Origin of the sequence: Pseudomonas sp. TCU-HL1 (assembly GCF_001708505.1) — a bacterium.
Lineage (GTDB): Bacteria > Pseudomonadota > Gammaproteobacteria > Pseudomonadales > Pseudomonadaceae > Metapseudomonas.
This window is the reverse complement of record NZ_CP015992.1, coordinates 330785-344012: the sequence shown is the minus strand read 5'-3', so window position 1 is coordinate 344012 and position 13228 is coordinate 330785. Positions and strand designations below refer to the sequence as shown.

Sequence of the window (13228 nt, the reverse complement as noted above, 5' to 3'; positions counted from 1 at the left end):
GTATCCCCTGTCCCCGTCGACCCTGCTTGCGAGTATCGCCCTGACCGTCCGGACCGGCTGGATCACTCCTTGAAGCGGTCCTTGATGTAGGTGATCTCCGACTTGCCATGGGGCGCCGGCAGTCCGTCTTCGCCAATGTTGACGAAGACCATCTTGTCGATGGTGAGGATGCTCTTGCGGGTGATCTTGTTGCGCACTTCGCAGCACAGGGTGATGGAGGTGCGACCGAACTCGGTGGCAGTGATGCCCAGTTCAATGATGTCGCTCTGCCGGGCCGAGCTGACGAAGTTGATCTCGGAGATGAACTTGGTGACGACGCGCTGATTGCCGAGCTGGATGATGGCGTAGATGGCGGCTTCTTCGTCGATCCACTTCAGCAGGCTACCGCCGAACAGGGTGCCGTTGGGGTTGAGGTCTTCGGGCTTGATCCATTTGCGCGTATGGAAATTCATGCAGCGTTCTCCTGGTGTGAGAGGGCAAGATCATGACCGGCGAGCCGCCGCTTGTCGCGACAAGGTGCTCAATCGGGCCCATAGGCACTGCCGGGGCGACGGAAAACCTTGGGCTAGCCCGTCGGCGTCGCTATAATCCGCAGGTTTTTTCAAACGGCCGGCGCAGTCCGACCGTTTCCCGCCACCCGTCCGAGGGGCGCTGCAGCAAGTGGTGCCTGTTTCGAATCTTGCGAGCCTCAGAGTATTTCTGCGGCACTCGACCAGATTCGAATCAGGCTCCGCCTGTCAGGCTCGGAAGGGGCGTAGACCCGGTCAGCAACCCGCCGATCGACAAACGCATCAACGGCGCCCATTCGCACACTACGAATGGAGACTCACGCATGAGCGCTGTCATGACGCCTGCCGATTTCAACGACTACAAGGTCGCCGACATTTCCCTGGCCGCCTGGGGCCGCCGCGAACTGATCATCGCGGAATCCGAAATGCCGGCCCTGATGGCCCTGCGCCGCAAGTACGCCGGCCAGCAACCGCTGAAAGGCGCGAAGATCCTCGGCTGCATCCACATGACCATCCAGACCGGCGTGCTGATCGAAACCCTGACCGCCCTGGGCGCCGAAGTACGCTGGTCCTCCTGCAACATCTTCTCCACCCAGGACCAGGCCGCTGCCGCCATCGCCGCCGCCGGCATTCCGGTCTTCGCCTGGAAAGGCGAAACCGAGCAGGAGTACGAGTGGTGCATCGAGCAGACCATCCTCAAGGACGGCCAGCCGTGGGACGCCAACATGGTGCTGGACGACGGCGGTGACCTGACCGAAATCCTGCACAAGAAATACCCGCAGATGCTGGAGAAGATCCACGGCATCACCGAGGAAACCACCACCGGTGTGCACCGTCTGCTCGACATGCTCAAGGCCGGCACCCTGAAAGTCCCGGCGATCAACGTCAACGACTCGGTGACCAAGAGCAAGAACGACAACAAGTACGGCTGCCGTCACAGCCTGAACGACGCCATCAAGCGCGGCACCGACCACCTGATGTCCGGCAAGCAGGCCCTGGTGATCGGTTACGGCGACGTGGGCAAGGGCTCCGCCCAGTCCCTGCGCCAGGAAGGCATGATCGTCAAGGTTTCCGAAGTCGACCCGATCTGCGCCATGCAGGCCTGCATGGACGGCTTCGAAGTCGTTTCCCCGTACAAGAACGGCCTGAACGACGGCACCGAAGCCAGCGTCGACGCTGCGCTGCTGGGCAAGATCGACCTGATCGTCACCACCACCGGCAACGTCAACGTCTGCGACGCTGGCATGCTGAAGGCGCTGAAGAAGCGCGCCGTGGTCTGCAACATCGGCCACTTCGACAACGAGATCGACACCGCCTTCATGCGCAAGACCTGGGCATGGGAAGAAGTGAAGCCGCAGGTGCACAAGATTCACCGCACCGGCAACGATGGCTACGACCCGCTCAATGACGACTACCTGATCCTGCTGGCCGAAGGCCGCCTGGTGAACCTGGGCAACGCCACTGGCCACCCGAGCCGGATCATGGACGGCTCCTTCGCCAACCAGGTACTGGCGCAGATCCACCTCTTCGAGCAGAAGTTCGCCGACCTGTCGGCTGCCGACAAGGCCGCCCGCCTGACCGTCGAAGTGCTGCCGAAGAAGCTGGACGAGGAAGTGGCGCTGGAGATGGTCAAGGGCTTCGGTGGCGTGGTCACCCAGCTGACCACGCAGCAGGCCGACTACATCGGCGTGACCGTGGAAGGCCCGTTCAAGCCGGACACCTACCGCTACTGATGTGCCGGGAGGGCGAGCCCCAGGGCTTGTCCTCCCCCGTTTCCGCCTGTCGGAAGGCATGCGGCCTTCCGCCCGCTGCTCTCGAGCCTGGAAAGACCTATGTCGCAAGAACGCCGTTACAGCTTCGAGTTCTTCCCCGCCAAGACTGAAGCCGGCCACGAAAAACTCATGGCCACTGCTCGCAGCCTGGCCAGCTACAAGCCGGACTTTTTCTCCTGCACCTACGGTGCCGGCGGCTCCACCCGCGACCGCACCCTGCAGACCGTGCTGCAGCTGGACGGCGAGGTGATGATCCCCACTGCACCGCACCTGTCCTGCGTCGGCGACAGCAAGGCCGAACTACGCGCCCTGCTGGCCCACTACAAGGACGCCGGCATCCGGCGCATCGTCGCCCTGCGCGGCGACCTGCCCTCCGGCATGGGCATCGCCAGCGGCGAATTGCGCTTCGCCAATGAGCTGGTGGAGTTCATCCGCAGCGAAACCGGCGACCATTTCCACATCGAAGTCGCCGCCTACCCGGAAGTGCATCCCCAGGCACGCAGCTACGAGTCCGACCTCGCGAACTTCGTGCGCAAGGTCAACGCCGGGGCCAGCAGCGCGATCACCCAGTATTTCTTCAACGCCGACAGCTACTTCTACTTCGTCGAGCGCGTGCGCAAGCTGGGTGTGGATGTCCCCGTGGTGCCCGGCATCATGCCAATCACCAACTACAGCAAACTGGCCCGCTTCTCCGACGCCTGCGGCGCGGAAATCCCGCGCTGGGTCCGCAAGCAACTGGAGGCCTACGGCGATGACGTACAAAGCATCCAGGCCTTCGGCGAGCAGGTGATCACCGAAATGTGCGAAAGCCTGCTCCAAGGCGGGGCCCCCGGCCTGCACTTCTACACCCTGAACCAGGCCGAACCGAGTCTGGCGATCTGGAAGAACCTCAACCTGCCACGTTGAGTTCTGCGTAGAAGGCGAACAGGCCGGGCATTCGCCCGGCCTTTCCTTTTCCGCCCCACAAGCGCAACGCGCTCCCCACTCTTCGAGCAGACTCCACGGCCTGCGCCTCTAGCGAGGCGAAGGCCGTCACAGCCCAAGGCGTTGGACTTTCAGCGCACTACCCATCACCTCCGCAGCCACGTAATCTGGCTACATGCCAGCATTCCGAACCCTCGCCATCGTCCTGCTTGCCTGCCTCGACCTCGCCGCCCGGGCCGAGCCCCTGCGCATTGTCAGCGAGCCCTGGGCCCCGTATGTGTTCGAGGAGAACGGCCAGCCCCGCGGTCTGGATTACGAGGCCAGCGCCATTGTCTTCAAGCGCTTGGGCATCGAGGTCCAGTGGAGCCTGATGCCGTGGAAGCGCTGCCTGGTGGAGATGGAGAGCGGCCTGGCCGATGCCGTGCTGGATATTTTCCACACCGACGAGCGGGAAACGCAGATGGTCTTCCCGAAAGAGCCGCTGTCGGAAATCGAATTCGTGCTGTTCTACGCGCGACAACGCCCCTACCCCTTCCGGCGCCTGGCCGATCTGCAGGGTCTGAAGGTCGGCGTTTCGCCCGGTTACTGGTACGCCGACAAGGCTTTCCGCACCTCGCCCCTGTTCATCCGCGAACCGGCGCCCACCCATGAAGCCAACCTCGGCAAGCTGGTGCGCGACCGTGTCGACCTGATAGTGAACGACCGCCGCGCCGGCCATTTCCTGCTCCGGCAGCTGGGGCTCGACGGGCAGGTGGCCCAGCACTCGCGCGTGGTAAGCCGCGACCGCCTGTACCTGGCATTTCGTCGCCGGCCGCACCTGGAAGGCCTGGCCGAACGTTTCAGCGCCGAGTTGCGACGCTTCAAGCAGGAGCCGCAATATGCCCAGCTCGAAGCGCGCTACCGCGACCCGATCGAAGCGAGCGCCAGCAACCGTTGAGCGCCGGGATGGCTGTACATTGCCGAGGAGCTGTTATACTCGGCTTTCCGTCAGGCATACGCCCGGACGCTGAGCCATCCCTTCGGCCAGCAGGACCGGTCGGGATCGCGTGCCATCGCCGCGATTCGAGCCAGACACGATCACCCTATCGGGCCAGCCCCTTAGAACTACACAGGATCTCCCATGTCCTTTGCTTCCCTCGGTCTCTCCGAGGCATTGGTCGGCGCCGTCGAAGCTGCCGGCTACGCCCAGCCCACCCCCGTGCAACAGCGGGCCATTCCCGCCGTGTTGCAAGGTCGCGACCTGATGGTTGCGGCCCAGACTGGTACCGGCAAGACCGCCGGTTTCGCGCTGCCCGTCCTGGAACTGCTGTTCCCTAACGGTCACCACGACAAATCCCAGCGCCATGGCCCGCGTCAGGCGCGCGTACTGGTCCTGACCCCGACCCGCGAACTGGCGGCCCAGGTACACGACAGCTTCAAGCTCTACGCCCGTGACCTCAGCCTGACCAGCGCCTGCATCTTCGGCGGTGTCGGCATGAATCCCCAGGTCCAGGCCCTGTCCAAGGGCGTGGACCTGCTGGTGGCCTGCCCCGGCCGCCTGCTCGACCTGGCCGGCCAGGGCAAAGTCGACCTCTCCCACGTGGAAATCCTCGTGCTCGACGAAGCCGACCGGATGCTCGACATGGGCTTCATCCACGATGTGAAGAAGGTCCTTGCCAAGCTGCCGCCCAAGCGCCAGAACCTGCTGTTTTCGGCGACCTTCTCGAAAGACATCGTCGACCTCGCCAACAAGCTGCTCCACGATCCCGAACGCATCGAAGTGACTCCGCCAAATACCACGGTGGAGCGCATCGAGCAGCGCGTGTTCCGCCTCCCCGCCAGCCACAAGCGCGCCTTGCTGGCGCATCTGATCACGGTCGGTGCCTGGGAACAGGTGCTGGTATTCACCCGTACCAAGCACGGCGCCAACCGTCTCGCCGAGTACCTCGCCAAGCATGGCCTGGCCGCTGCCGCCATTCACGGCAACAAGAGTCAGAACGCGCGCACCAAGGCACTGGCGGACTTCAAGACCAATGACGTGCGCATCCTGGTCGCCACTGACATCGCCGCCCGAGGCCTGGACATCGACCAACTGCCGCATGTGGTCAACTTCGAGCTGCCCAACGTCGAAGAAGATTACGTACACCGCATCGGCCGTACCGGTCGTGCCGGTCGTAGTGGCGAGGCGATCTCTCTGGTAGCTCCAGATGAAGAGAAACTGCTGAAGGCCATCGAGCGCCTGACCAAGCAGAATATCCCCGACGGTAATGCCCAGGGCTTCGACCCGGCCACCGTCGAGGTCGAACGCCCCGAAGCACGTCCGCCGCGCCCCGAGCGTCAGCCACGTGCCGACAAGCCCAAGCGCGAAGGCAAGGCCCCTGCGCCCCAGGCGTCTGTCGAGGCCAAGGACGCCACCGTCGAAGGCGCCGAGGGCAAGCCGCGCAAGAGTCGCAACCGTCGTCGCGGCAAGGGCAAAGGCCAAGGCCAGGAACCAGGCCAGCAGGCCAGCGGCCAACGTCCACAGCAGCAACCGCAGCAACCGCAGCAACCGGCCAAGCAGGCGCGTGCGCCGCAGCAGGCACAGAATCGTGACCCCGAAGAGTTCCTCGACGATGACGTGGATAACTTCGGTAACCGCGTCGACTATATCAGCCCCTATCCACCCAAGGGCCAGGGCCGGAACCAGCGCCGCGGCGGTGGCCAGGGTCAAGGCCAAGGCAAACCTCAAGGCCAGGGCCAGGGTCAGCGCCAGGGACAAGGGGCGAGCCAGGGTTCAGGTCAGGGTCAGGGCCGTAGCGGCCAAGGTCGCGGCCAGGGCGGCAATCCGGGCCAGAAACAGGGTGGCCAGAAGTCGGGCCAGCAGCGCCAGGGCAAGCCTGCCAAGGGCCGTAGCAATGAGCCACGCCGTGATGATTCGCAACAGTCCCGAGGCCGTGATGAGCCAGCCGTGCAGGACCCACGGTCCAACAAGCCGGCACCGAAAATCATCATGAAGGAGTCCCGCACCGACCGTTTCCCGACGCCGGAGCAACTGGACGAACTGCAGCAGAGCAACCGCCCGCGTGGCGAGAAACCGGCCTTGCTGACCCGCAACCGCTAAGTTTCACCCGCTCATGAAAGCGCCGGCCTCGTGCCGGCGTTTTCGTTGTTGCCCAATGGGTATCGGCCGTAGGGTGCACTGCGCACCCCACTGGACGGAAAGCAAAACGCCGGCACTGGGCCGGCGTTCTGTTACCGCATCGAATCGTGCTCAGGAACGCACGCCCTCGAAGGAGATGATCAGCTCGACTTCCTGGGAGGCCGGGCCGAGGTCCTTCTGGATGGCGAAGTCCTTCAGCTTGATGGTGGTGGTACCTTCGAAGCCGGCGCGGTAGCCGCCCCACGGGTCGTCGCCCTCGCCAACGAACTTGGCCTTGATCACCACCGGCCTGGTCACGCCGTTCAGGGTCAGGTTGCCGGCCACGTCGGCAGTGCCCTGGCCGGTAGACTTGACCGAAGTGGACTCGAAGGTGGCGGTGGGGTTCTTGCTGACGTTGAGGAGGACGCTCTTGATGTGCTTGTCGCGCTCGGCATGGTTGGTGTCGACGCTGGCGGTCTTCAGGATCACCTTGATCTTGCTCGCCTCGGGGTTCTTCTCGTCGAAGCTGAAGGAACCGTCAAAGTCCTTGAAAGTGCCGTAGATGTAGCTGTAGCCCAGGTGGCCGATCTTGAAGTTGACGAAGGCGTGCTGGCCTTCCCTGTCGATCATGTAATCGGCGGCCATGGCCTGGCTGGCGAGCAGCGCGGCGCCGAGAGTCAGCGCAGAGAAGGTATTCTTCAGCATGGGTGAATCTCCTTGTTGATGGGCGGGAGATCCTGTGTAGAGACCTGGTTGAACGTCTGGATAGTTCGTTCAGATTTCCAGAGAACGTATGCCGCGCGCACGTTCATCATCGATTGAGCGCATATGGCCCCCGCAGTTTCTTTTTTTGACACTGCCGATGCCGAGATATTCCAGGGCTGGCTACGCGTGACGTCGCTACCCCTGAGCCTCGCCCCGGCGACGGTCAAGGCCGAACGTCCCGAAGTCCGCCCGCCACGTCCCGAACGCCGGGCCGGACAGCAAAACGCCGGCTGGAAGCCGGCGTTTTGCTGGAGCGGGAAAGCGTGTTCAGGAACGCACGCCCTCGAAGGAGATGATCAACTGGGCTTCCTGGGAAGCCGGGCCAAGGTCCTTCTGGATGGCGAAGTCCTTCAGCTTGATGGTGGTGGTGCCTTTGAAGCCTGCGCGGTAGCCGCCCCAGGGGTCGTCACCTTCACCCACGAACTTGGCCTGGATAACCACCGGCTTGGTCACACCGTTCAGGGTCAGGTTGCCGGCCACGTCGGCAGTACCCTGACCGGTGGACTTGACCGAGGTGGACTCGAAGGTGGCAGTGGGGTTCTTGCTGACGTTCAGGAAGTCGCCGCTCTTGATGTGCTTGTCGCGCTCGGCGTGGTTGGTGTCGACGCTGGCAGTCTTCAGGGTCACTTTGATCTTGCTGGCCTCGGGGTTCTTCTCGTCGAAGCTGAAGTTGCCATCGAAGTCCTTGAAGGTGCCGTAGATGTAGCTGTAACCCAGGTGGCCGATCTCGAAGTTGACGAAGGCATGCTGGCCTTCCTTGTCGATCACATAGTCGGCGGCCATGGCCTGGCCAGCGAAGAGCGAGGTACCGAGGGTCAGCGCAGCGAAGGTTTTCTTCAGCATGGGTGAATCTCCTTGTTTAGAGGTTGCAGCTTTATTTGGCGGCGCGACCGAGCATGCGGGTCAGGGTTGCGTCGCGATCGATGAAGTGGTGTTTGAGGGCGGCCAGCGCATGGACACCGGCGAAAATCAGCAAGCCCCAGGCGAGGTATTCGTGAATCGCACCGGCAACGTCTTCCTGGTCGGGTATGGACGTCAGGGTAGCCGGCACCTCGAACAGGCCGAATACGGCGATGCCACGGCCTTCGGCAGTGGAAATCAGGTAGCCGGATATCATCAGGGCGAACAGGCCGGCGTACAGCACCAGGTGGCCGACCTTAGAACCCAGGCGGGTCATCGCGCCGTGGCTGGGCAGGGCCGGCGGTGGTGGACTGATGAAGCGCCAGGCCAGGCGCGCCAGCATGACCAGGAACAGCAGGATGCCGATGCCCTTGTGGATATCCGGAGCGGTCTTGTACCAGCTGCTGTAGTAGTTCAGGCCGACCATCCAAAGTCCCAGTGCAAACAGGCCGAAGAAGACCAGGGCCACTCCCCAGTGCATGAAGATGCTGACCAGGCCGAAGCGGGAGGGGGTATTACGCCATTGCATGAAGAAACATCCTTGGGAACAACGCAGGCTGGAAAACGCGGTTGATAAAGCCTAGCGGCAAATCTATCGAATTAAAGTGGAAAATTTCGCTCTGAAATATCGAGTAATACGATCTTTACAGCAAATGGGACTTTGCCGGCGTTTGTCGAAGGAAAGCCCTGAAAGTTCGTCAGCCACGGCCGAACGGTGCGGCGAAGGGGACCGGCGGCGAGGAGGTTCGCCGCCGGAGGTGCAACTCAGTTGAACAGGCGGGAGAAGAAACCTTTCTTTTCTTCCTTGCTGGACGCCTTGGGCGCCGCTTCCGGTTTGGCCTCGGCCACGGTTTCAACCGGGCCCACCGCCTTGCCGGCCTTGAGGTCGATCACCTGGGTGGCGGCACGCTGGCCGCTGCGCAGGGCCCCTTCCAGGGTGCCCGGGTAGAGCACGTCGGTGTGCTCGCCGGCGAACACCACGCGGCCCAGGGGCTTCTCCCACATGCGCCAGTAAAGGCTGATCTCACCCGGACCGTAGGCCAGGTACGCGCCGCCTGCCAGGGCGTCCTTGCCATAACGACGAAGCTCGAAGCCCTTGAACTGCTCGCGGGCACCCGGATAGAGCCGGTCGAAGCGGATCAGCACCTGGTCGACCATCTGCCGGTCGCCGAAGGAATGCATCAGGCGGGCATTGTCGCCGGACAGGTTGATCAGGAGGTTGGCGCCGCCCTTGAGGGCCGGTTCGACCCAGAGCATGCCCAGGCCTTGATCGCTGTAGACCTCACCGGAAAGCCGGCTCTTGCCCCACACCGGCTTCTTGAACTGCAGCAGCATCTGGTCGCGCCAGCCATAGTTGATGTCCTTCAGGGCGCGCAGTTGCAGGGCCGAAAGCGAGGGGGTAAGGCTGATCTTGCCCAGCGCCGGCAGCGGCACGGCCAGCACCACGTAGTCTGCGCTGTAGCCGGTACCGCCGACCTTGACGGTGACGCCGTCCTTCTCCTGGACGATGGCCGAGACGCGGGCATTGGTCTTGATGGTCTTGATCTGCTTGGCCATTGCCTGGGCCAGGCCCTGGCTGCCGCCCGGCAGACGTGCGGCACGCATCTCGGTATCTGGCAAGCCACGGTACACACGGGCCTGCTGCGCGAGGTAGAGCAGCGACAGGCGCGAAGGTTCGTCGTAGCGCGAGCGAATACGCTGGTCGACCAGGGCCTTGGCCGTCGGTGGCAGGCTCAGCTTCTCCAGCCAGCGGGCGACGGAGATGGAGTCCAGGGTTTGCAGGGTGTGGTTGGCCAGCGGCTTCATCGGATCGTCGATGGAGGCGGCCAGGTCGTCCAGGCTCTTGTCGAAGCGCTTCAGGCCCTCGACGGTGCTGGGCGCCTCCTTGAGTAGGTCAGCCTCGGAGAAGTAGCGGCCGCTCACCAGATAACCCGGGGTGCGCACGTAGTCCGGCGCAGGAACGGCCTTGAGTTTGAACAGGTCCAGGTAGCGGTACAGGGCGGGTTGCAGCTTGGCGCTGCCGACCCACTCACTGGCGGCCAGGCCGGAACGCCCGCCGATGCTCGGTTTGGCCTCCAGCACGGTCACTTGCCAGCCTTTGTGCTGCAGCTCATAGGCCGAGGTCAGGCCAGCCATGCCGCCACCGATGATGATGGCCGTCGGCGGTTTGTCCTTGGCCAGCGCCGTTGCGCTGAGCCCTCCCAATACGATCAGCGCCAAGGCGCGCCAGGCTGCAGGCATGAAAATCTCCCCCGGTGAAACAGCGTCATTCTGAATTGGCGCGCAGGATACGCCAGCCCCGTCGGCCGGAACAGACGTGCCTTCCAGGCAGCAGGCGGCGTCCTGCTTGTCCAGGGCGAAGGCATTGCATAGGCTTCGCCGATCGCTACAGGAGAACGACTCATGGGCCTCAATGCCGACTGGATGAAACGCGACCTTTCCGTGCTCTGGCACCCCTGCACCCAGATGAAAGATCACGAACGGCTGCCCGTGGTGCCGATCCGCCGCGGCGAAGGTGTCTGGCTGGAAGACTTCGAGGGCAAACGCTATCTGGACGCCGTCAGTTCGTGGTGGGTCAACGTCTTCGGCCACGCCAACCCGCGCATCAACCAGCGCATCAAGGACCAGGTGGACCAACTGGAACACGTGATCCTAGCGGGATTCAGCCACGCGCCTGTGGTAGAGCTGTCCGAGCGCCTGGTGAAGATCACACCCAAGGGCCTGGACCGGGTGTTCTATGCCGACAACGGCTCCTCCGGTATCGAAGTGGCGCTGAAGATGAGCTACCACTTCTGGCGCAATCAGGGCCTGGAACGCAAGAAGCGCTTCGTCACCCTGACCAACAGCTACCACGGAGAAACCGTGGCGGCGATGTCGGTGGGCGACGTGGCGCTGTTCACCGAAACCTACAAGTCACTGCTGCTGGACACCCTCAAAGTACCCAGCCCCGACTGCTACCTGCGCCCCGAAGGCATGTGCTGGGAAGAACACTCCCGCGCCATGTTCGCCCACATGGAGCGCACCCTGGCCGAGCACCATGACGAGGTCGCCGCCGTGATCGTCGAGCCGCTGATCCAGGGCGCCGGCGGCATGCGCATGTACCACCCGGTGTACCTCAAGCTGCTGCGCGAAGCCTGCGACCGCTACGGTGTGCACCTGATCCACGACGAGATCGCCGTCGGCTTCGGCCGCACCGGCACGATGTTCGCCTGCGAGCAGGCCGGCATCGCCCCGGACTTCCTGGTGCTGTCCAAGGCCCTGACCGGCGGCTACCTGCCCATGGCGGCGGTGCTCACGTCCGATGCCGTCTACCAGGGCTTCTACGACGACTACCAGACCCTGCGCGCCTTCCTCCACTCCCACACCTACACCGGTAACCCGCTGGCCTGCGCCGCCGCGCTGGCGACCCTGGATATCTTCGAAGAGGACCGGGTGATCGAGGCCAACCGCAAGCTGGCAATGCGCATGGCCACGGCCACCGCGCACCTGGCCGGCCATCCGAAGGTGTCCGAAGTACGCCAGACCGGCATGGTGCTGGCCATCGAGATGGTTCAGGACAAGGCCAGCAAGACGCCCTACCCCTGGCAGGAGCGCCGTGGCCTGAAGGTCTTCCAGCACGCCCTGGAACGTGGCGCCCTGCTGCGCCCACTTGGCAACGTGGTGTACTTCCTGCCGCCCTACGTGATCACCGAGGAACAGATCGACTTCCTCGCCGAGGTGGCCAGCGAAGGCATCGACATTGCCACCCGCGAATCGGTGAGCGTACAGGTGGCCGGCGACCTGCACCCTAACCACCGCGATCCGGGCTAAGCGCTGCCTTCTCGTAGGTTGGGCCGAGCTAAGCGAGGCCCAACGATCCAGTCTGAAAACTCGTTTGTTGGGCTTCGCTGCGCTCAGCACCAACCTACACGGCATCGCCGCCAGGCCTTAAACTGCGCGCCTGTCCTCCCTGGCCCCGAACACCCATGCGCCTCTCCCGCTTCTTCATCGACGCCCCGCTCTCCCTCGGCCAGCACGAGCTGCCCGAAGCCCAGGCCCACTACATCGGCCGCGTGCTGCGCCTTGTCTCCGGCGACGCCGTGCAGCTGTTCGACGGTTCCGGCCAGGAGTACCTGGGCGAGCTGGTCGACGTGGGCAAGAAGGCGGTGCGCGTGGAGTTGCGCGAAACCATCGCAGGCCAGGCCGAGTCGCCCCTGCGGGTGCATCTGGGCCAGGGCTTGTCGCGTGGGGAGCGAATGGACTGGGCCATCCAGAAGGCCACCGAACTGGGCGTGGCCGAGATCAGCCCCATCGTCAGCGAGCGTTGCGAGGTGCGCCTGAAGGACGAGCGTGCCGACAAACGCCTGGCCCACTGGCGCCAGGTGGCCATCAGTGCCTGCGAACAGTGCGGTCGCTCGGTGCTGCCGGTGATCCACTCCCCAGTGACCCTGGCCGACTGGCAGCGCCAGGTAGAAGCGGACCTCAAACTGGTCCTGCATCCGGTGGCCGAACCCCTGGCCAGCCATGCCAGACCCGGCACCCTGGCATTCCTGATCGGCCCCGAGGGCGGCCTGTCCAAGGCCGAGGTGGAGGCGGCGAAGGCGGCAGGCTTCCACGCCGCGCGCCTTGGGCCACGGGTGTTGCGCACCGAAACGGCACCCATCGTGGCGCTCAGCGTGGCGCAGCAGCTGTGGGGCGATTTCTAGCTGCCGTAGGTTGGTCTGAGCTACGCGAAGCCCAACGAGCGGGATGACCGGAGAAATGTTGGGCCTCGCTGCGCTCGGACCAACCTACGGCATTCAGATCAGGCCGGCGTCTGCCAGCATCTGCTCCAGCGCCATCAGATCAGGGATCTTCGCCACGTCGGTGCCCAGTTGCACCGCTTCCAGCTCCAGCACCGAGAGGGGCGCGTCGGCACGTGGGAGGTCGGCTTCCAGCTTCAGCGAGCGCGGAATGCCCTGCAGCAGCAGCGCAATGAACTTCACATGGGGACGGCCGCCCAGCGCATTGAGCACGGCCACCCGGGCACCGGTGCCGACCTTGGCCTCGCCGCCGGCAGCGGCTTCGAAGGACAACAGCGGCAGGCGCAGGTCGCGCCAGGCCACCTGACCCAGCAACCAGCTCGGCAGCCCCTGCGCGGCCTGGGGTGCGCGGTAGGGAATGAGTTCGGCCAGTGCCACGTTGGGCACCAGCAGCGTACGGTCGGACAATGGCAATAACAGCCCGGTAAGGCTGTTGCTGGTGTTCTGGGTGGTAGCGACTTCGCTCATGGGAATTCCTGG

The 13228-nt window shown here is 64.0% G+C and carries 12 protein-coding genes and 1 riboswitch; of the genes, 6 read left to right on the top strand and 6 right to left on the bottom strand.

The features are described from left to right. Positions 1-62: 62 nt before the first annotated feature. A complete protein-coding gene (locus THL1_RS01610) occupies positions 63-452 on the bottom strand; it encodes an acyl-CoA thioesterase (RefSeq protein ID WP_069081645.1) in 390 nt (129 codons plus the stop codon). A 185-nt stretch (positions 453-637) separates the two neighbouring features. Next, positions 638-810: riboswitch (S-adenosyl-L-homocysteine riboswitch) on the top strand. A gap of 22 nt (positions 811-832) precedes the next feature. On the opposite strand from THL1_RS01610, the gene ahcY reads away from it, so the two are divergent. The 4 genes from ahcY (at position 833) to THL1_RS01590 (ending at position 6284) form a co-directional block, all read left to right on the top strand. Then, a complete protein-coding gene (gene ahcY, locus THL1_RS01605) occupies positions 833-2242 on the top strand; it encodes an adenosylhomocysteinase (RefSeq protein ID WP_069081644.1) in 1410 nt (469 codons plus the stop codon). A 99-nt stretch (positions 2243-2341) separates the two neighbouring features. Continuing rightward, the gene (gene metF, locus THL1_RS01600; RefSeq protein WP_069081643.1) at positions 2342-3187 is read left to right on the top strand and encodes a methylenetetrahydrofolate reductase [NAD(P)H]; all 846 of its coding nucleotides are present in this window, start codon (positions 2342-2344) and stop codon (positions 3185-3187) included. Positions 3188-3380: 193 nt separating this feature from the next. Beyond that, a complete protein-coding gene (locus tag THL1_RS01595) occupies positions 3381-4142 on the top strand; it encodes a substrate-binding periplasmic protein (protein WP_069081642.1) in 762 nt (253 codons plus the stop codon). 183 nt (positions 4143-4325) lie between these two features. Then, positions 4326-6284, top strand: coding sequence for a DEAD/DEAH box helicase (locus tag THL1_RS01590; RefSeq protein WP_069081641.1), 1959 nt, complete (start codon positions 4326-4328; stop codon positions 6282-6284). Positions 6285-6434: 150 nt separating this feature from the next. Here THL1_RS01590 and THL1_RS01585 read toward each other — a convergent pair whose 3' ends face one another. From THL1_RS01585 to THL1_RS01570, 4 genes are all read right to left on the bottom strand, one after another. After that, positions 6435-7007, bottom strand: coding sequence for a YceI family protein (locus THL1_RS01585; protein WP_069081640.1), 573 nt, complete (start codon positions 7005-7007; stop codon positions 6435-6437). 327 nt (positions 7008-7334) lie between these two features. Further along, a complete protein-coding gene (locus THL1_RS01580) occupies positions 7335-7910 on the bottom strand; it encodes a YceI family protein (RefSeq protein ID WP_069081639.1) in 576 nt (191 codons plus the stop codon). Between the two features lie 31 nt (positions 7911-7941). Beyond that, positions 7942-8496, bottom strand: coding sequence for a cytochrome b (locus THL1_RS01575; RefSeq protein WP_069081638.1), 555 nt, complete (start codon positions 8494-8496; stop codon positions 7942-7944). A 236-nt stretch (positions 8497-8732) separates the two neighbouring features. Further along, positions 8733-10208 carry a flavin monoamine oxidase family protein gene (locus THL1_RS01570; protein ID WP_069081637.1) on the bottom strand — a complete coding sequence of 492 codons (1476 nt, stop codon included), beginning with the start codon at positions 10206-10208 and terminating at the stop codon, positions 8733-8735. Between the two features lie 162 nt (positions 10209-10370). Between THL1_RS01570 and THL1_RS01565 the strand changes: the two genes are divergently transcribed. Both THL1_RS01565 and THL1_RS01560 read left to right on the top strand, forming a co-directional pair. Then, positions 10371-11777, top strand: coding sequence for an adenosylmethionine--8-amino-7-oxononanoate transaminase (locus THL1_RS01565; RefSeq protein ID WP_069081636.1), 1407 nt, complete (start codon positions 10371-10373; stop codon positions 11775-11777). 155 nt (positions 11778-11932) lie between these two features. Next, a complete protein-coding gene (locus THL1_RS01560; RefSeq protein WP_069081635.1) occupies positions 11933-12652 on the top strand; it encodes a 16S rRNA (uracil(1498)-N(3))-methyltransferase in 720 nt (239 codons plus the stop codon). Positions 12653-12745: 93 nt separating this feature from the next. On the opposite strand, the gene THL1_RS01555 is transcribed toward THL1_RS01560, so the two are convergent. After that, the gene (locus tag THL1_RS01555) at positions 12746-13216 is read right to left on the bottom strand and encodes a chemotaxis protein CheW (protein ID WP_069081634.1); all 471 of its coding nucleotides are present in this window, start codon (positions 13214-13216) and stop codon (positions 12746-12748) included. Positions 13217-13228 lie beyond the last annotated feature (12 nt).

What these genes read in the sequence shown, in the direction of transcription:
- THL1_RS01610 (WP_069081645.1), bottom strand. Translation starts at nt 452, where the DNA reads ATGAATTTCCATACGCGCAAATGGATCAAGCCCGAAGACCTCAACCCC.
- ahcY (WP_069081644.1), top strand. Translation starts at nt 833, where the DNA reads ATGAGCGCTGTCATGACGCCTGCCGATTTCAACGACTACAAGGTCGCC.
- metF (WP_069081643.1), top strand. Translation starts at nt 2,342, where the DNA reads ATGTCGCAAGAACGCCGTTACAGCTTCGAGTTCTTCCCCGCCAAGACT.
- THL1_RS01595 (WP_069081642.1), top strand. Translation starts at nt 3,381, where the DNA reads ATGCCAGCATTCCGAACCCTCGCCATCGTCCTGCTTGCCTGCCTCGAC.
- THL1_RS01590 (WP_069081641.1), top strand. Translation starts at nt 4,326, where the DNA reads ATGTCCTTTGCTTCCCTCGGTCTCTCCGAGGCATTGGTCGGCGCCGTC.
- THL1_RS01585 (WP_069081640.1), bottom strand. Translation starts at nt 7,007, where the DNA reads ATGCTGAAGAATACCTTCTCTGCGCTGACTCTCGGCGCCGCGCTGCTC.
- THL1_RS01580 (WP_069081639.1), bottom strand. Translation starts at nt 7,910, where the DNA reads ATGCTGAAGAAAACCTTCGCTGCGCTGACCCTCGGTACCTCGCTCTTC.
- THL1_RS01575 (WP_069081638.1), bottom strand. Translation starts at nt 8,496, where the DNA reads ATGCAATGGCGTAATACCCCCTCCCGCTTCGGCCTGGTCAGCATCTTC.
- THL1_RS01570 (WP_069081637.1), bottom strand. Translation starts at nt 10,208, where the DNA reads ATGCCTGCAGCCTGGCGCGCCTTGGCGCTGATCGTATTGGGAGGGCTC.
- THL1_RS01565 (WP_069081636.1), top strand. Translation starts at nt 10,371, where the DNA reads ATGGGCCTCAATGCCGACTGGATGAAACGCGACCTTTCCGTGCTCTGG.
- THL1_RS01560 (WP_069081635.1), top strand. Translation starts at nt 11,933, where the DNA reads ATGCGCCTCTCCCGCTTCTTCATCGACGCCCCGCTCTCCCTCGGCCAG.
- THL1_RS01555 (WP_069081634.1), bottom strand. Translation starts at nt 13,216, where the DNA reads ATGAGCGAAGTCGCTACCACCCAGAACACCAGCAACAGCCTTACCGGG.